Below are 17,965 nucleotides of genomic sequence, written 5' to 3' on the forward strand. Positions count from 1 at the left end.
TGCATGGTTCGAACCATCTTTCGGTGGACGCCACGGTCCCCGCAGGATTTGGCACCTACGCAGGCACTTGCGCGCCTGCGGGCTGCCCCGGCTTCAAAGGGCCTGTCCCTCTGCCGGTCTCGATGGTGGAGCCACGATGCCAGCCCTTTCCGGCACTGTCAATCCCTTCATGCGGATAAAGCGATGAATATTTTCAGATCCACTCTGCGAGGGCGGTCCCGGTCGCCCCGTTCAGGATCGGGTACAGTCCCGGCGGTCCTTTTCGCTGGAAACGCCGATGCCGCGCCTGCCCCTGTCCTGCCTGCTGTTGCCTCTGCTGGCGAGCGCAACCGCACACGCGGACGACTGGCGCCAAGGCTGGGGGCTGGTCCCCCCGCCTCCCCCGGCGACCCACGCAGGCAGCGCCGGGGGCGCTGCCCCCATGGCCCAACTGCGCCTGCAGCCGGTCGGCACGCAATGGCAGGCCCGGATCGACAATGGGCTGGCAGGACCGCTGCAGATCCAGCTGCGCGCCGCGCCTGGACACCCGGTCGAAGGCCTCCCGGTCGAATCGCTGATCCAGGGCGACAGCAGCCTGGTGGTCGGCCACCTGCCCGCCCCGACCGATGGCCGCACGCTGGATCTTCGCCTGCAGTCGGTGCCGGGCAACCCGGCCGCACAGGCCGAGGATGTCGCCTATCGCCTGCCGTTCGATGCGGCCCGCCTGCGTGTGGACCAGGCGCCGCAGGGACGATTCAGCCATGACGACGAGGAGAACCGCGACGCGGTCGACTTCGCACTGCCGGAGGGCACCCTGGTGCTGGCCGCGCGCGAGGGTACGGTGATGCAGATCCAGGATGGCTTCCGTGGCAACGGCCAGGACCGCGAACGCGATGGTGGCCGCGCCAATTTCATCCGCGTGCTGCACAGCGACGGCAGCATGGCCCTGTACGGTCACCTGCAGGCCGGCGGCATGCGCGTGCGCCGTGGCCAGGCAGTGGGCGCCGGGCAGCCGATCGGCCTGTCCGGCAACAGCGGCTACAGCAGTGCACCGCACCTGCACTTCGTGGTGCAGGTCAACCGCGGCATGGGCCTGCGCTCGGTGCCGGTGCGCATCTTTGCCGAGCAGGGCCAGCTGCAGTTCGCCCGCCAGGGCGAGGCCGACGGCGGTACCGGGCGCTGACCGGCCCCGGCCGGTATAATCGGGCGCTTATCTCTTTGAAAAGCGCCCCGGGCGGGCGCCACTGCCATGTCCGAAGTCGCCAACGAAGCGTCGCGTCGCCGCACCTTCGCCATCATTTCCCACCCTGACGCCGGCAAGACCACGCTGACCGAAAAGCTGCTGCTGTTCGGAGGCGCGATCCAGATGGCCGGTTCGGTCAAGGGCCGCAAGGCTGCCCGCCACGCCACCTCCGACTGGATGGCGCTGGAAAAGGAGCGCGGCATCTCCGTCACCTCCTCGGTGATGCAGTTCCCATATGAAGGCAAGATCGTCAACCTGCTCGACACCCCCGGCCACGCCGACTTCGGCGAGGACACCTACCGCGTGCTGACCGCGGTGGACTCGGCGCTGATGGTGATCGACGTGGCCAAGGGCGTGGAAGAGCGCACCATCAAGCTGATGGAAGTGTGCCGCCTGCGCGACACCCCGATCATGACCTTCATCAACAAGCTCGACCGCGAGGGCAAGGACCCGATCGAGCTGCTGGATGAAGTGGAAACCGTGCTCGGCATCCAGTGCGCGCCGGTAACCTGGCCGATCGGCATGGGCCAGCGCCTGAAGGGCGTGGTCCACCTGCTGACCGGCGAAGTGCACCTGTACGAGCCGGGCCGCAACTTCACCCGCCAGGACTCGACCATCTTCCCGTCCATCGATGCGCCCGGCCTGGCCGAGAAGATCGGTGCACAGATGCTGGCCGACCTGCGCGACGAACTGGAACTGGTGCAGGGCGCCAGCCATCCGTTCGACCTGGACGCCTACCGCGCCGGCAAGCAGACCCCGGTGTTCTTCGGCTCGGGTGTGAACAACTTCGGCGTGCAGCCGCTGCTGGACTTCTTCGTCGAGCACGCGCCGTCGCCGCAGGCGCGCACTACCACTGGCCGCGTGATCGCTCCGGAAGAAAACAAGCTGACCGGCTTCGTGTTCAAGATCCAGGCCAACATGGACCCGCAGCACCGCGACCGCGTGGCGTTCATGCGGGTCTGCTCGGGCCGCTTCAGCGCCGGCATGAAGACCTTCCACGTGCGTACCGGCAAGGACATGAAGCTGGCCAACGCGCTGACCTTCATGGCCAGCGACCGTGAGATCGCCGCCGAGGCCTGGCCGGGCGATGTGATCGGCATCCACAACCACGGCACCATCTCCATCGGCGACACCTTCACCGAAGGCGAAGCGGTGACCTTCACCGGCATCCCCAACTTCGCCCCGGAACTGTTCCGCCGCGCGCGCCTGCGCGATCCGCTCAAGCTCAAGCAGTTGCAGAAGGGCCTGGCCCAGCTGTCCGAGGAAGGTGCCACCCAGTTCTTCCGCCCGCTGACCAGCAACGACCTGATCCTGGGTGCGGTCGGTGTGCTGCAGTTCGACGTGGCCGCCTACCGCCTGAAGGACGAGTACGGCGTGGAAGCCACCTTCGAGCCGGTCAGCGTGACCACTGCGCGCTGGGTCCACTGCAGCAATGAGAAGAAGCTGGAAGAGTTCCGCGAGAAGAACGCGCTGAATCTGGCCCTGGATGCGGCTGGACACCTGGTCTACCTCGCACCGACCCGGGTCAACCTGCAGTTGGCGCAGGAACGCTCGCCGGACGTGCGCTTCTCGGCCACCCGCGAAGCGGCGCACACCGTTTCGGTGGGCTGATGCCACGGGGTCGGATCCCTTTCCACACGGAAAGGGCTCTGACCCCAGCCGTCGCGGGCGGTTCATCCACGCATGGCGTCGATCGACAGATCACGGGATCAGCGGCGCAACGCAGGGATTCACCCACCATACGGTGACAGGCGTGCATGCATCGCCCATCGCGGCGATGATAGGGGGGGTGCGGGTCCCCCTCCCCGCGAACAATGCCTACGCCATGTCCACGACGTCCATTGCTTCGATCCGTGAAGAAATCGCCAGCGCCTTGACCCATGGATTGGGCGCGGTATTCGCCCTGGCCGCCAGCGCGGTGTTGATCACCCTGGCGGCGATCTACGGCGACGGCTGGCAGCTGGCCAGCGCGATCGTATTCGGTATCGCGCTGCTGCTGCTGTACACCGCCTCCACCCTTTACCACGCCATCCAGCATCCGGTCGCCAAGGGCCGGTTGAAGGTGTTCGACCACTGCGCGATCTATGTGCTGATCGCGGGCACCTATACCCCGTTCACCCTGATCGGCCTGCGCGGTCCGTGGGGCTGGGGCCTGTTCACCGCGATCTGGGCGCTTGCGCTGGGCGGCGTGGTGTTCAAGCTGTTCTACACCGGCCGCTTCAAGGTGCTCTCAACGGTGATCTACATCGCCATGGGCTGGCTGGTGGTCGTGGCGATCAAGCCGATGTGGGCCTCGATCGATGGCGGCACCCTCACCTGGCTGTTCGCCGGCGGCCTGTCGTACACGCTGGGCACCTACTTCTACCACCGTGAATCGATCCCGTACTCGCACGCGATCTGGCACCTGTTCGTGATCGGCGGCAGCGTCTGCCACTTCGTCGCGGTCACCATGCAGGTGCTGTAAACGCCCGCTCGCAGGCGGCGTGTGCACACCATGCACATGGACGCTTCGCGCCCTGTCCACGAAGAGGGGGCAACCATGGCAGCGTGAATGCTGCCGCCTCCCCTGCTGCAACGCGCACGCCCCGCTGGCGCCTCCGCCGCCCCGGCCCTCGAGGCCGGCGCTGGCTGACGCTGCTGGTCTTCGTGCTGGCGGCGGTCCTGGTCCTGATCGCACTGTGGGACTGGAACTGGTTCAAGGGCCCGGTCGAACGCGCCGTGCAGGCCCGCACCGGCCGTGCACTGCACATCGGCCACCTGGATGTCGACCTCGGCCGCACCAGTACGATCCGCGCCGATGCGATCACCTTCGCCAATGCCGGCTGGGCGAAGCAGCCGGACATGGCCAGCGCCGACCGCGTCGAGATCGACGTGCGGGTCTGGCCCCTCCTGCGCGGCAGCGTGCAGCTGCCCGAAGTGCGCCTGACCCGGCCGGACGTGTTGCTGGAAACCGCTCCGCGCCAGGGCGACCCGGGCAACTGGGATTTCCTCGGTGACAGCGCCGGTGGGACCCGCCTGCAGCTCAAACGGCTGCGCATCGACGACGGTCGCCTGCAGTTCCTGGATACGCTCGGCCGCACCGACATCCGCGTGGACGTGCGCAGCGGCCAGCCGAAGCAGGCCGACGCTGCGCCACCGTTGCTGGTACAGGGCAAGGGACACTGGCAGGGCAATCCGTTCACCCTGCGCGGCGGCACTGAATCGCCGCTGGAGCTGACCGACAGCGACCACCCGTTCCGCATCCACCTCGACGGCCGCGCCGGCGCCACCCACGCCGAAGCCAGCGGCACACTGACCAACCCCTTCCAGCTGCGCGTGTTCGACCTGCAGTTCGCGCTCAGCGGCCAGGATCTGGCCGATCTCTACCCATTGCTCGGCATCGCCATTCCGCCGTCGCCGCCCTATGCGCTGAACGGCCGCCTCAAGCGTGACCACAACCTCTGGCGCTACGAACAGTTCACCGGCAAGGTCGGCGACAGCGACCTTGGTGGCAACCTGCAGTTCGAAGTGGGCGGCGCGCGCCCGCGACTGACCGCCACGCTGGAATCCAAGCGCCTGGACTTCGATGACCTGGCCGGCTTCGTCGGTGCGCCACCGAAGACCGGCGGCGGCGAAACTGCCAATCCGCAGCAGAAGGCCGAGGCCGCACGGGTGGCAGTCCGTGCGCGCGTGCTGCCCGACACGCCCTACAACCTCGGCAAGCTGCGTGCGATGGATGCCGACGTGCGCTGGAAGGCCCATCGCATCAACGCCCCGTCATTGCCATTGGACGACATGGATGCACACCTGCTGCTGGATGACGGCGTGTTGCGGCTGGACCCGCTGAACTTCGGCGTCGCTGGCGGCGATATCCGCAGCACCATCCGCATGGACGCACGCCAGCCGCAGATCAGCACCGCGCTGAAGGCCAGCGTGCGCGGCGTGCAGCTCGGCCAGTTGTTCCCCGACGCCAGGCTGGCCGAACAGGCCAAGGGTGGCATCGGCGGCGAGGTGGACCTGAGTGGCCGCGGCAATTCGATCGCCGCGATGCTCGGCAGCAGCAGCGGCAAGGTCGGCCTGGCAATGGGTCGTGGCCATGTCGGCAATCTGGTGATGGAGCTGGCCGGCCTGGACATCACCGAGTCGCTGAAATTCCTGGTGACAGGCGACAAGCAGATTCCCCTGCGCTGCGCCTTCGCCGACTTCGGCGTGCGCGATGGCCTGATGACCAGCCAGGCATTGGCGGTGGATACCACCGACACGATCATCATCGGCGAAGGCACGGTCAGCCTGCGCGACGAGACCCTGGACCTGCTGCTGAAACCGCGCCCGAAGGACAAGAGCATCCTGGTACTGCGCTCGCCATTGCACATCGCCGGCACCTTCAAGGACCCGTCATTCCGCCCGGACTTCAAGGCGCTGGGCATCCGCGGCGCGGTGGCCCTGGCACTGGGCAGCATCGCCCCGCCGGCGGCATTGCTGGCGACCATCGAACTGGGGCCGGGCAAGGATGCCGACTGCGGCGGGCAGTATGCGAAGTAGGAGCGGGTGTTCGCGGCGCCTCGTTTTTCCGCGCGTAGAGCCGGAGCAAGGCGACAGGCAGGACACGCCGTAAATACGTCCCTGTAGGCTCGGTCGGCGCATCCATGCGCCTCACGGTCCTGCCTGCCGCCTTGCTCCGGCTCCGGACAGTTTCCAGCGCGCGGAACGAGAGCGGAAATTCAAAGTTAAAAGAAAAAGCAAAGTCAAAAGCGGTTGCCAACCAAGGTTGGCAGCTACCAAAAGCAGATCGCCTGCGACAAAGCTCACCGCGCTCGCGGCAATGTATCCAGAGGCTGAGGGCATGGGCGTGCAGGACTGTTGGCGCCATGGATGGCGCCATCGAGCCTACAGGGATGTACTTGCGGCGTGTCCTGCACGCCCATGCCCTCAGCCTACCGACGTATCAGGAAGGCGCTGCTTTGCCTTTGGCTTTGGCTTTGAGCTTCAAAAAGTGGGCCGGCGGGCCGCAGGCCCGCCAGCGACAGACTCATCCCGCGACGATATACTGCTGCAGCTGGTCCAGCTCGCGCCGCTGCGCATCGATCACCGACTTCACCAGGTCGCCGATGGAGATCACCCCCAGCACCTGCGCCCCCTCCACCACCGGCAGATGGCGGATGCGGTAATCGGTCACCAGCTGCAGGCAATGCTCCACCTGCTCGCCGGGCGACACCGTCACCACCTGCGCTGTCATGATCTCCGCCACCGCGGTATCGCGCGACGAACGATCCCGCAGCACGATCTTGCGCGCGTAATCACGCTCGGACAGGATGCCGACCAGCCGCGGCCCGTCCATCACCAGTACCGCACCAATGCCCTTTTCCGCCATCAACCGGATCGCATCGATCACCGCCGCATCCGGCGCGACCGCATGTACTTCAGGAGACTTGCCGTCCAACAGTTGCCGTACCGTCGTCATCTGCCTGCCCTCCGAGGGTGGGTTGCAGGGCCGAGTCTGCCACGGCGGATGCTAGCCAGGCGTCAACCAGATACAACGGCCGCTGCTTGGACTCCTCGTACAGCCGCCCCAGATACTCGCCGATCAGGCCAAGTGCGATCAGCTGCACGCCGCCCAGGAACAGGATCACCGCCATCATCGTTGGCCAGCCCGCCACCCGGTCGCCATACAGCGCAGCCTTTACGATTACCCACAGGCCGAACACGAAGGCGACCGCCGCAGTTGCCAGCCCCAGGTAAGTCGCCGCCCGCAGCGGTACGGTGGAGAAGCCGGTGATGCCCTCCAGCGCGAAATTCCACAGCCGCCACAGGCTGAATTTGCTGGCGCCGGCCACGCGCGCATGGCGGTGATAGGGCACGGCGACCCGCTTGAATCCCACCCAGCTGAAAAGCCCCTTCATGAAGCGGTGGCGCTCGCGCATCCCGCGCAGGGCGCTCAGCGCGCGCGGTGACAGCAGGCGGAAATCTCCGGTATCAGCCGGAATCGGTGTCCGCGACAGGCGGCCCATCACCCGATAGAACACCGCTGCCGTGGCGCGCTTGATCCAGGCCTCGCCATCGCGGGCCATGCGCGTGCCGTAGACGTTGTCATGGCCCTCGCGCCAGCGCGCGACGAACTGCGGCACCAGCTCCGGCGGGTCCTGGCCGTCGGCATCGAGGATCATCGCCGCGCCTTCGTGCACCAGATCCAGGCCTGCGGTCAGCGCCGCTTCCTTGCCGAAGTTGCGCGACAGCTTCAGCGCCGATACGCGTGCATCGGCCTGGGCCAGCCCGGCGATCACTTCCCAGGTGCGGTCATGGCTGCCGTCGTCCACATAGAGGATGTGACCGTCGATGTCGGGCATGCCATCGAGCACCGCGCACAGCCGCGGGTGCAGCAGCGGCAGTGCCAGGGCCTCGTTATAGGCGGCGATGACAAAAGTGAGCCGTTCGCGGGTCATGCCCGGATTGTACGTTGCCGGCGCACGCACGGCCTGTCGCCTGCCGATCAGACCGCGCCGGCCTCAGTCCTCCGACAGATAGGACGCGCCGCCCAGCTGGCGCGCCTGGCGCTGGATCCACGCGGCCCGTCGCTGCACATAGGGGCCCGGTGCCGCCGCGTTGTAGCGTCGCGGTGCCGGCAGCACCGCGGCCAGGCGCGCGCTCTCGGCCGGGCTCAGCCGGGCCGCGTCCTTGCCCCAGTATTTCTGCGCTGCCGCCTGCGCGCCGTACACACCATCACCGAACTCGGCGATGTTGGCGTACATCTCCAGGATCCGCTCCTTGGGCCACAGCGCCTCGATCAGCACCGTGTACCAGACCTCCAGGCCCTTGCGGATCCAGCTGCGGCCCTGCCACAGGAACAGGTTCTTGGCCACCTGCTGGCTGATCGTGCTGGCGCCGCGCAGGCGCCCGCCCCTGGCGTTGTGGTCGCGGGCCTTTTCGATGGCCTGCAGGTCAAAGCCGTTGTGGTCAGGGAAGCGCTGGTCCTCGGCCGCCACCAGCGAGATCGGCAGGCTCGGGGCCATCTGGTCGAGGTCACGCCACTGGTAATGCAGCCGATAGGACCAGTCGGCCTCGCCCAGCGCCTCGCCATAGCGCCACAGCATCACCGTGGACACCGGCGGGTCGATGAACCGCAGCACCAGCACCTGCAGACAGCTGAAGGCAGCCAGCAGCACCGGCAGCCACAGCAGCCGCTTCCAGCGCCAGCGTCGCCGGCGCGGCGCGTCCACCGCCGCCTCTACCTTGTGCTGCTCTCCCGCTGCCCCCATTACTGGTGCATCCTTCTTCTGTCTGGTTGTCGGCGCATTATCCGGCAACCGCCCCCGTTTACGCGCGATGTGAGCCGATGACCGCCAACTCCGATTCCCTGATCCGTTTCCTGCTCCCCGACGCCGGCGTGCGTGGCGTGCATGTGCACCTGCAGGCCACCTGGCAGGAAATCCTGTCCCACGCCGCGTATCCGGACGCCGCCGCCGAGCTGCTCGGCGAGGCCTGTGTCGCCTCGGCACTGTTCACCGGCCACACCAAGATCGACGGCCGCCTGTCAGTGCAGCTGCGCAGCAGCACTGCCCTGCGTACCCTGTTCGCCGAATGCACTGCCGGCGGCACCCTGCGCGGCATCGCCCAGCTCAGCGAAGGCGCCGATGCGCCGCGTGACCTGTCCAGCCTCGGCGACGATGCCATCCTCGCCATCACCATCGAGAACCCCGGCCTGGACCCGCGCGAGCCGCAGCGTTACCAGAGCCTGGTCGCGCTGACTGCGCCGGAACTGGACGAGGCCTTCGAGGACTACTTCCGCCAGTCGGAGCAGCTGCCGACCCGCCTGCTGCTGGCGGCCGACCGCAACGGTGCCGCCGGCCTGCTGCTGCAGAAGCTGCCCGGCGACGAAGGCGACGAGGACGGCTGGGCCCGCGCCAGCGCCCTGTTCGAGACCCTGGGCAAGGCCGAACTGCTGGCGACCCCGGCCGAGCAGCTGCTGCACCGCCTGTTCCACGAGGAGCGACCGGAACTGCTGGGTGGCAAGCCGCTGTCCTTCGCCTGCTCCTGTTCGCGCGAGCGGGTGGCCGGCATGCTGCAGTCGCTGGGGGAAGAGGAGGCCCGTGCAGCCGCGGAGGACACCGGCGCCGTCGAGGTACGTTGCGAATTCTGCGGGCGCGAGTATCACTTTCCATTGACGGAGTTCGGCATACTGTTCCACGGCGCCCAGGGGGCTGTACCGGCGCCTGAACGACTTCAGTAAACGGCAGTCTTGTACCTGGGGAGGATCAAGGCTTGTTAAGAATTCATAAACACCCTAGGATCAAGTTCCCGTCCCCACGGGAACTTCCGTTGTCCGTCCCTGTCTGAACTGGTCCGATGCGTACCTACCTGCGTCTACCGCTGGCCCTGCTGATTGCCCTTGGCGCGATCACGGGCGTGCATGCGCAGAGCAAGGACACCCGCACCGTGCTGCCGGTGTGGAACAAGGGCAGCGGCAAGGTCGAGGCGCTGCTGTACCTGGAGCCGACCGGCGAACAGGCGGCCGGCGCCCGCTGGCATTTCGGACGCAATTCGCTGGATGCGGCCTTTGGCCTGTCCTCCGGCGATTCGCTGGGCCTGCTCTGCAACAGCAGCAGCGGTACCAGCATCAGCGGCCTGGCCAGCCATTGCATGCTGGCCAGCCTGGGCGACGAGGATGATCTGAACAGCCGTCGTTTCAGCGGTACCGCTGCGCTGAACCGCGGCAACAGCCGCCTGGGCATCACCGCCGGCACCGGCCGTGAAACCCTGCCCGCCTGGTTGTCGGGCCCGAACAAGACGCCCTCGCTGCGCGCCGAGCAGAACGATCTGACCGTGTTCGCGCAGAAGAATATCGGTCGTGAAGGCTTCGTCTCCATTGCCGGTACCTACGCCAAGGCGCGCCTGGTTCCGCTGGCCGACGCCTCGCCGGCCATCGTCGACCGCTGGGACAGCAAGAGCCTGAGCATCGGCGCCGGTTACGGCAACTTCACCGGCAGCATCATCGGCCGCGTGGTCGACGTCCCGGGCAAGCCCGGCAAGTGGGAAGGCCTGGGCATCGGCCTGACCTGGCGTACCCCGTGGTCCGGCCAGCTCACCGTCGGCGCCGAGAATGTGATCAGCCGCGGCAAGAATCCGTTCTCCCCGCGCAATGAAAGCAACGACGACGGCACCGTGCCGTATGTGCGTTACGAACAGGATCTCTGATCCCGGTAAACAGGCTCAGCAACGATATTCCCAAAGGCGCCGAAAGGCGCCTTTTGCATATGCATGCCTGCCGCGCACGTGCGTAATCGGTATCGCCGAAGCGTGATGAAACAGGGCGCCTCGACATAGTGAGATACATATCAATCGAAACTTTTTTCATCATTCTGCGTTAACAAACGAGGCAGAACGACATGACCATGCCAGCAACCTGTTGATTGGCATGAAAAAAGCATGTTTTTACTAAAATCACAGACTTCATTAACACAGCTTTAATTCTTGGCGAACGCCCGTTACTATCGGGTCAGCCTCGCGATTTGGGAGCGCTTTTTCGCTCCCCCGCCGGGCATTAACCCCAGCCAAGATTTCTTGGAGAGAGAGAGCCAATGAAACTCAAGTCCAGCCAGCTGCGTGACGCAGTTGTGATCGCGCTTGTCGCCGGTGCCACCACCGCGACGGCCCACGCCCAGGAAGCCACCAACCTCGACCGTATCGAGGTCACCGGTTCGCGCATCCGTCAGGTCGATACCGAAACCGCCCAGCCCGTTCTGAGCATCAGCCGCGCTGCGATCGAGAAGAGCGGCTTCAAGACGGTTGCCGACGTCCTGCAGAACATCGCAGCCGCGGGCAGCCCGGCCATCAGCCGTTCCGAGCCGCTGTCCTCCGGTGAAGCCGTCGGTGGCTTCTACATCGACCTGCGCAACCTCGGTGCCGAGCGCACCCTGGTGCTGGTTGACGGCAAGCGCCTCGGCGCCAGCGTCAGCGGCCTGCAGGACGTGTCGCAGATTCCGTCGGCCATCGTCGAGCGCATCGACGTGCTGAAGGACGGCGCCTCGTCGATCTACGGCTCCGACGCGATCGCCGGCGTGATCAACATCATCACCCGCAAGAACTTCCAGGGCCTGGAAGCCAACGCCTACATCGGCCAGTACGGCGAAGGCGACGGCCAGAAGACCAGCTACGACTTCGTGGCCGGCTTCACCGGTGACCGTGGTTCGATCACCATCGGCGCCGAATACGCCGAAGAAAAGGAAGTGTGGGCCAAGGACCGCTGGTTCAGCCGTTATCCGCGCACCACCTTCCACCCGGCCCAGAACTGGAGCCCGGTCAGCCAGTGGGGCACCATCATCGATCCGGATACCGATGACTGGCTGGTGCTGAACCGCGGTGGCGACTACCGCGACGTCAACCAGTACCACGATCAGGACTTCGACGGCATCACCGGTGACACCAGCAACTCCAACACGCAGATGCACCTGCTGACGCCGACCAAGCGTCGCTCGGTGTTCGCCAACGTCCAGTACGACCTGACCGACAACATCCGCTTCGTCTCCGACCTGCTGTACACCCGTCGTGAGTCGCAGGCCCAGGTCGCAGGCTATCCGTTGCAGTCCGCGTCGTATGAGCGCCTGGGTGCCAAGTGGGATGCCGACAGCTACTACAACCCCTTCGGCAAGGACATGGGCTTCATGCGCCGTGGCTGGGAAGTGCCGCGCCTGTCGACCAACAAGCTGACCACCTTCCGCTTCACCGGCGCCCTGCAGGGCAGCTTCCAGTTCAATGACAAGTACTTCGACTGGGAAGCCGGCTACATCTACCAGAACTCTGAGAACCAGCAGAGCCAGACCGGCAACTACAACGTGCTGGCGGTCAATGCGGCCACCGGTCCGTCGTTCTTCAACCCGGCCACCGGCCGCGTCGAGTGCGGCACGGCAGCAGGCCTGGTCGATGGCTCCAACCCGATCTATGGCCCGGGCGCCGGCGGCTGCCTGCCGTGGAACCCGGCCATTCCGTACGGCCGTACCGGTGACGGTGGCCTGACCGGCAACCCGGATCTGCAGCAGTTCCTGTTCCCGACCACCAAGAACACCGGTGAAGTCACCACCAAGACCTACTACGCGAACATCGCCGGCAGCCTGTTCACCCTGCCCGCCGGCGACCTGGGCTTCGCGCTGGGTTACGAGTACCGCGAAGACAAGGGTTCGTACAATCCGGACGCCCTGTCGCAGACCGGCTACTCGACCGACCTGGCCGCCGGCCCGACCGGTGGCGGCTACAACGTCAACGAAGTCTATCTGGAGCTGAATGTTCCGATCCTGGCCGACCTGCCGGGTGCCAAGGAACTGAGCTTCAACGCCGCCACGCGTTACTCGAAGTACAACACCTTCGGCAACACCACCAACAACAAGTTCGGCCTGAAGTGGAAGCCGATCGACCAGCTGCTGGTGCGTGCGACCTACGCCGAAGGCTTCCGTGCGCCGACCATCGACAATCTGTACGGTGGCAGCTCGCAGACCTTCGCGTACTTCACCGATCCGTGCGATACCTCGTTCGGCTCAACTGATCAGCCGGGCGTCGCCGCCCGTTGTGCCGCGGCCATCGGCCCGACCTCCGGCACCTTCCGCCAGCTGCGCCAGGGCTACGTGCCGGCCAGCGGTCCGGATGAGCAGACGCCGGATCCGTTCAACGCCGTCTCCAACCCCGACCTGACCCCGGAAAAGTCCAAGTCCAAGACCGTTGGCCTGGTGTGGAGCCCGACCTTCGCCCAGGGCCTGAACATGAGCCTGGACTGGTGGAACATCAAGATCACCAACACCATCGTTGTTGACAGCCCGGATGACCAGCTGAACGACTGCTACGTGCTCGGCATCGCCGAGCGCTGCAACTCGTTCACCCGTGATCCGAACCGTCACAACGTGACCAACCTGACCTACGCTCCGCGTAATGCCGGTTACCAGGAAACCGAAGGCTTCGACTTCGACGTGGCGTACCGCTTCGAGACCGACAGCTGGGGTACCTTCAACGCCAACCTGCAGAACAGCTACGTCACCAAGAACGTGCTGAAGACCACCAATGCGCAGCAGGTGCCGGTGTCGATCCTCAACGGCTTCGGCAGCAACTTCCGCCTGCGTTCGAACCTGGTGCTTGGCTGGGAGCGTGGCGACTGGGGCGTGACCTGGGGCACCCGTTACTTCTCCAGCGTCAAGGAGCGTTGCTACTACAGTGACGAGTGCAGCCTGCCGGACTTCGGTTCGCCGGATCCGGTGCGCGACCAGCCGATGAACAAGCGTGGTTCGACCATGTTCCACGACGTCCAGGTCTCCTGGAACGCACCGTGGAATGCGACCATCGCCGTCGGTGCGCGTAACGTGTTCGACCACTACGGTCCGCAGATGTACTCGGCACCGAACTCGCAGTTCTCCTACTACGGTGGCTACGACATCGGTCGCTTCATGTACATGCAGTACAAGCAGAAGTTCTGATCGGCAATCTGATCAGCTGATGCAGCAACGGCCCCGCAAGGGGCCGTTGTTCTTTGTACGCCCTGGAAGGAGACTGGCCGGCGCGCAACAAAAAAAAGCCGCGGTGTCGCCGCGGCCTTCCTTCGACATCATTCCCGGGCGCTCATCCGTTCGGAATCAGCGTCTCGATCAGATGCTCGACGTACGCTTCGAAATCCTCGCGTGCCTGCTTGGGCTGCTGCAGCTGCAGCGACAACTGCAGGAAGCCGACGTAGGCGGCATAGGCCAGGCGCGCACGATGGCGTGCATCGGTCGAGCTGAGGCCGGCCTGGCGGAACGAGGCGACCAGATAATCGAGGCGGCGCTGCGAGACGCGGTCGATCACCGGCCGCACCATCGGATGATCCAGTGCCTTCAGCAGCTCGCTGTAGATGATGTGCGGCTGCACTTCATGCGCCACCATCTGGAACAGCTGGCGCAGGCGCACGCGCGGATCCGGTACGTCTTCCAGGCTGCCGAACACCTGCTCCTGTTCGAACAGTTCCCAGCGTTCCAGCGCCGCCTGCAGCAATGCATCGCGCGAAGGGAAATGCCAGTAGAAACTGCCCTTGGTAACGCCGAGTCGCCGTGCCAGCGGCTCCACCGCGACGGCGCCGACACCTTGTTCAGCAATCAGATCGAGGGCCGCCTGGGCCCAGTCTTCGGCACTCAGGCGGCTGTTGCGGCCGGCGCGCGGTTCGCCGGCGGAAGCGTCAGGTTGATTCATGGGCTGATTTAACCATACGCCGGGGTTCGTTGCAGTACGCGGTTGCGGTCGAAACCGTCGCAGGCCCCACGGAAGGGTCCATTCAGGCGACTTCCGCAGCGCACCATACCGTACAGTATTGACTTCCCCCCGAAGCAATCCATACTAGCAAGTATGGTTACGTCCCCAACTCCCGCTGCGTTCCATGACCTGCGCCTGGACGCCGCCCATGGCGCCCGCCTGGCGGCGACCGCCAGCGACCATGGCCGGCGCGGCCGGGTGCTGTTCGCACATGGCTTCGGCCAGACCCGCCACGCCTGGAATGCCACCGCCCGCGCACTGAATGCGGCTGGCCTGCAGACGCTGGCCTATGACGCCCGCGGCCATGGCGATTCCGACTGGAATGCCGCCGACCTGCCCTATCACGGCGAGCAGTTCGCCGACGACCTGATCGTGCTGGCCGGTGAACAGCCGCGCCCGCCGGTTCTGGTTGCCGCTTCGATGGGCGGCCTGTTCGGCCTGCTGGCCGAGTCGCGCTGGCCGGGCCTGTTCTCGGCGATGGTGCTGGTGGACATCACCCCGCGCTGGGATACCGCTGGTGTCGAGCGCATCCTCGCCTTCATGACCGCCCATCCCGACGGCTTCGCCTCGCTGACCCAGGCCGCCGACGTGATCTCGGCGTACATGCCGCACCGTCCACGCAAATCCGAGCAGTCGCTGCGTGCGCTGCTGCGCGAGGACGGCCACGGCCGCTGGCGCTGGCACTGGGATCCGCGCCTGGTGGCCGAACTGGCCCGCGACAGCGAACAGCACCAGGACGCACTGGCCGAAGCCGCGCGCCAGGTGAAGTGCCCGCTGCTGCTGGTCAGCGGCGGCCGCAGCGACCTGGTCACGCCGCAGACCGTGGCCGAATTCCTGGCGTTGGCGCCGCATGCGCGCCATGTACAGCTGCCGCAGGCCACCCATATGGTCGCCGGCGATGACAACGACGCCTTTACCGCTACTGTGTTGGACTATCTGGACGTGTTGCCCGCAGCGGACGCTGCGGCTTCGTCCGCCACAAACGAGCACGTCACCGGAGCACGCTCATGAGCATCGTTCTTCCCTTCCTCGCCCTGCTGCTGGCAGGCGCCTTCGTCGCCTACCACCGCATGCGGCTGGTTACCTGGACGCTGATCAGCGTGGCCCTGCTGGCCGCCTGCTGGTTCATTCCCTACGTCAACCAGACCGCCACGATCGTCGCGGCCGCCGTGCTTGCCGTCATCGCCGTGCCGCTGCTGCTGCCGTTCATCCGCAAGCCGCTGCTGACCGGCCCGATGATGAAGGTGTTCCGCAAGGTGCTGCCGCCGCTGTCGCAGACCGAGCGCATCGCGCTGGAAACCGGTTCGGTCGGTTTCGAGGGCGAACTGTTCACCGGTGATCCGGACTGGAACATCCTGCTCAACTACCCCAAGCCGCAGCTGACCGCTGAAGAACAGGCCTTCCTCGATGGCCCGGTGGAAGAGCTGTGCACCATGGTCAACGACTGGGAAATCACCCATGTCCACGCTGACCTGCCGCCGGAACTGTGGGCCTTCATCAAGAAGAACAAGTTCTTCGGCATGATCATCCCGAAGGAATATGGCGGCCTGGGCTTCTCCGCGCTGGCCCACCACAAGGTGATCCAGAAGCTGGCCTCGGTGTCCTCGGTGGTCAGCTCCACCGTCGGCGTGCCCAACTCGCTGGGCCCGGGTGAACTGCTGGTGCATTACGGCACCCAGGAACAGAAGGACCAGTACCTGCCGCGCCTGGCCGATGGCCGCGAAGTGCCCTGCTTCGGCCTGACCGGTCCGTTCGCCGGCTCCGACGCCACCTCGATTCCCGACTACGGCATCGTCTGCAAGGGCGAGTGGAACGGCGAGCAGGTGCTCGGCGTCAAGCTGACCTTCGACAAGCGCTACATCACCCTGGCCCCGGTCGCTTCGCTGATCGGCCTGGCCTTCCGCATGTACGACCCGGATGGCCTGATCGGCGATACCCGCGACATCGGCATCACCCTGGGCCTGCTCCCGCGCGACACCGCCGGCGTTGAAATCGGCCGTCGCCACTTCCCGCTGAACTCGACCTTCCAGAACGGTCCGATCCGCGGCAAGGACGTGTTCATCCCGCTGACCCAGCTGATCGGTGGCGCAGCCATGGCCGGCAAGGGCTGGAACATGCTCAACGAGTGCCTGGCCGTGGGTCGCTCGATCACCCTGCCGTCCACCGCCAGCGGCGGTGCCAAGGCCGGTGCCGCGGTGACCGGCGCCTATGCGCGCATCCGCAAGCAGTTCGGCCTGTCGGTCGGCCGCTTCGAGGGCGTGGAAGAAGCGCTGGCCCGCATCGGCGGCAAGGCCTACAAGATCAGCGCACTGTCGCAGGCCACCGCCGCCGCGGTCGATCGTGGTGACGTGCCGTCGGTGCCGTCGGCGATTGCCAAGTACCACTGCACCAACATGAGCCGCGAAGTGATCTCGGACATGATGGACGTGATCGGCGGCAAGGGCATCATCCTGGGGCCGCGCAACTTCGCCGGCCGCAGCTGGCAGGCCGCGCCGATCGCGATCACCGTGGAAGGCGCCAACATCATGACCCGCAGCCTACTGATCTTCGGCCAGGGTGCGATCCTCTGCCACCCGTGGGTGCTGAAGGAAATGAAGGCTGCGCAGGATCCGGACACCCGTGCCGGCCTGCAGGACTTCGACCGCAGCCTGTTCGGCCACATCCGCTATGGCATCTCCAATGCCGTGCGTTCGTTCTGGTTCGGCCTGACCGGCGCACGCTTCGGTGCCGCCCCGGGCGACGCCTATACCCGCCGCTACTTCCGCAAGCTGGACCGTTATTCGGCCAACCTGGCGCTGATGGCCGACATCTCGATGATGACCCTCGGCGGCAAGCTGAAGTTCAAGGAATCGCTGTCCGGCCGCCTGGGCGATGTGCTGAGCCACGTCTACATGACCAGCGCCATGCTCAAGCGTTACCACGACGAAGGCGCACCGCAGGCCGACCAGCCGCTGCTGGCCTGGGCCTTCCATGACAGCGTGCACAAGATCGAAGAGTCGCTGTCGGCGGCCCTGCGCAACTTCCCGATCCGTCCGATCGGCTGGCTGATGTGGGCGCTGATCTTCCCGCTGGGCCGTCGTGCCGAGGCTCCGGGCGACCGCCTGAGCCGCCGCGTCGCCGCCCTGCTGATGGCGCCGAACGAAGCCCGCGACCGCCTGGCCAGTGGCGTGTTCCTGACCCCGTGCGAGAACAACCCGGGTGGCCGCATCAACAGCTACCTGAGCAAGGCGATCATGGCCGAGCCGGTGGAGCGCAAGTTCCTGAAGGCGCTGAAGAGCAAGGGCATCGAGGCGCTGGACTTCAAGGCCCAGCTGGACGAGGCCGTGGCCGAAGGCGTGATCACCCAGGACGAGCGCAGCCTGCTGGAAGAACTGCGCACGCTGACCCTGGACACCATCACCGTGGACGACTTCGACACCCACGAGCTGCGTGCGGCCAGCTACTACGACCGCCAGCACAAGGATCCGCATTCGCAGGCGGCCTGATCGCCCGCGACACGCGTTGCCTCGA

At 66.0% G+C, this 17,965-nt stretch carries 13 protein-coding genes and 1 riboswitch; of the genes, 9 read left to right on the forward strand and 4 right to left on the reverse strand.

The annotated features are described in order from the left end of the window. Window positions 1–10: 10 nt before the first annotated feature. Window positions 11–129: riboswitch (SAM riboswitch) on the reverse strand. Between the two features lie 148 nt (window positions 130–277). From EGM71_RS15635 to EGM71_RS15650, 4 genes are all read left to right on the forward strand, one after another. After that, on the forward strand, window positions 278–1,162 hold the full coding sequence (locus EGM71_RS15635; protein ID WP_188485612.1) for a M23 family metallopeptidase: 885 nt from the start codon (window positions 278–280) through the stop codon (window positions 1,160–1,162). A 66-nt stretch (window positions 1,163–1,228) separates the two neighbouring features. Beyond that, the gene (locus tag EGM71_RS15640; RefSeq protein ID WP_188485613.1) at window positions 1,229–2,833 is read left to right on the forward strand and encodes a peptide chain release factor 3; all 1,605 of its coding nucleotides are present in this window, start codon (window positions 1,229–1,231) and stop codon (window positions 2,831–2,833) included. A 214-nt stretch (window positions 2,834–3,047) separates the two neighbouring features. Further along, the gene (gene trhA / locus EGM71_RS15645; RefSeq protein WP_005410682.1) at window positions 3,048–3,686 is read left to right on the forward strand and encodes a PAQR family membrane homeostasis protein TrhA; all 639 of its coding nucleotides are present in this window, start codon (window positions 3,048–3,050) and stop codon (window positions 3,684–3,686) included. 83 nt (window positions 3,687–3,769) lie between these two features. Beyond that, the gene (locus EGM71_RS15650; protein ID WP_188485614.1) at window positions 3,770–5,743 is read left to right on the forward strand and encodes an AsmA family protein; all 1,974 of its coding nucleotides are present in this window, start codon (window positions 3,770–3,772) and stop codon (window positions 5,741–5,743) included. 487 nt (window positions 5,744–6,230) lie between these two features. On the opposite strand, the gene EGM71_RS15655 is transcribed toward EGM71_RS15650, so the two are convergent. The 3 genes from EGM71_RS15655 to mtgA form a co-directional block, all read right to left on the reverse strand. Continuing rightward, window positions 6,231–6,662 carry a CBS domain-containing protein gene (locus tag EGM71_RS15655; protein ID WP_012511858.1) on the reverse strand — a complete coding sequence of 144 codons (432 nt, stop codon included), beginning with the start codon at window positions 6,660–6,662 and terminating at the stop codon, window positions 6,231–6,233. Continuing rightward, complete coding sequence (locus EGM71_RS15660) at window positions 6,622–7,641, reverse strand: glycosyltransferase family 2 protein (RefSeq protein ID WP_188485615.1); 1,020 nt, start codon at window positions 7,639–7,641, stop codon at window positions 6,622–6,624. The genes EGM71_RS15655 and EGM71_RS15660 overlap by 41 nt, the downstream gene beginning before the upstream one ends. A 63-nt stretch (window positions 7,642–7,704) precedes the next feature. After that, window positions 7,705–8,454 (reverse strand): monofunctional biosynthetic peptidoglycan transglycosylase, encoded by a 750-nt coding sequence (mtgA, locus tag EGM71_RS15665; protein ID WP_188485616.1) that lies wholly within the window; start codon window positions 8,452–8,454, stop codon window positions 7,705–7,707. Between the two features lie 77 nt (window positions 8,455–8,531). On the opposite strand from mtgA, the gene EGM71_RS15670 reads away from it, so the two are divergent. The 3 genes from EGM71_RS15670 to EGM71_RS15680 all read left to right on the forward strand — a co-directional run bounded on the left by EGM71_RS15670 (window position 8,532) and on the right by EGM71_RS15680 (window position 13,650). Further along, a complete protein-coding gene (locus EGM71_RS15670; RefSeq protein ID WP_100440374.1) occupies window positions 8,532–9,425 on the forward strand; it encodes an Hsp33 family molecular chaperone HslO in 894 nt (297 codons plus the stop codon). A 116-nt stretch (window positions 9,426–9,541) separates the two neighbouring features. Further along, window positions 9,542–10,390, forward strand: coding sequence for a hypothetical protein (locus tag EGM71_RS15675; protein ID WP_014038162.1), 849 nt, complete (start codon window positions 9,542–9,544; stop codon window positions 10,388–10,390). A gap of 383 nt (window positions 10,391–10,773) precedes the next feature. Continuing rightward, the gene (locus tag EGM71_RS15680) at window positions 10,774–13,650 is read left to right on the forward strand and encodes a TonB-dependent receptor plug domain-containing protein (protein ID WP_188485617.1); all 2,877 of its coding nucleotides are present in this window, start codon (window positions 10,774–10,776) and stop codon (window positions 13,648–13,650) included. A 142-nt stretch (window positions 13,651–13,792) separates the two neighbouring features. Here EGM71_RS15680 and EGM71_RS15685 read toward each other — a convergent pair whose 3' ends face one another. Beyond that, complete coding sequence (locus tag EGM71_RS15685) at window positions 13,793–14,395, reverse strand: TetR/AcrR family transcriptional regulator (RefSeq protein ID WP_005418411.1); 603 nt, start codon at window positions 14,393–14,395, stop codon at window positions 13,793–13,795. A 153-nt stretch (window positions 14,396–14,548) separates the two neighbouring features. On the opposite strand from EGM71_RS15685, the gene EGM71_RS15690 reads away from it, so the two are divergent. Then, entirely contained in the window at window positions 14,549–15,466 is a 918-nt protein-coding gene (locus EGM71_RS15690) for an alpha/beta fold hydrolase (RefSeq protein WP_133935352.1), read from the forward strand. Next, window positions 15,463–17,940, forward strand: coding sequence for an acyl-CoA dehydrogenase (locus tag EGM71_RS15695; RefSeq protein ID WP_188485618.1), 2,478 nt, complete (start codon window positions 15,463–15,465; stop codon window positions 17,938–17,940). Before EGM71_RS15690 ends, EGM71_RS15695 begins: the two co-directional genes overlap by 4 nt. Window positions 17,941–17,965: the final 25 nt, after the last annotated feature.

The organism is Stenotrophomonas maltophilia (assembly GCF_006970445.1).
Taxonomy (GTDB): Bacteria; Pseudomonadota; Gammaproteobacteria; order Xanthomonadales; family Xanthomonadaceae; genus Stenotrophomonas; species Stenotrophomonas maltophilia_AU.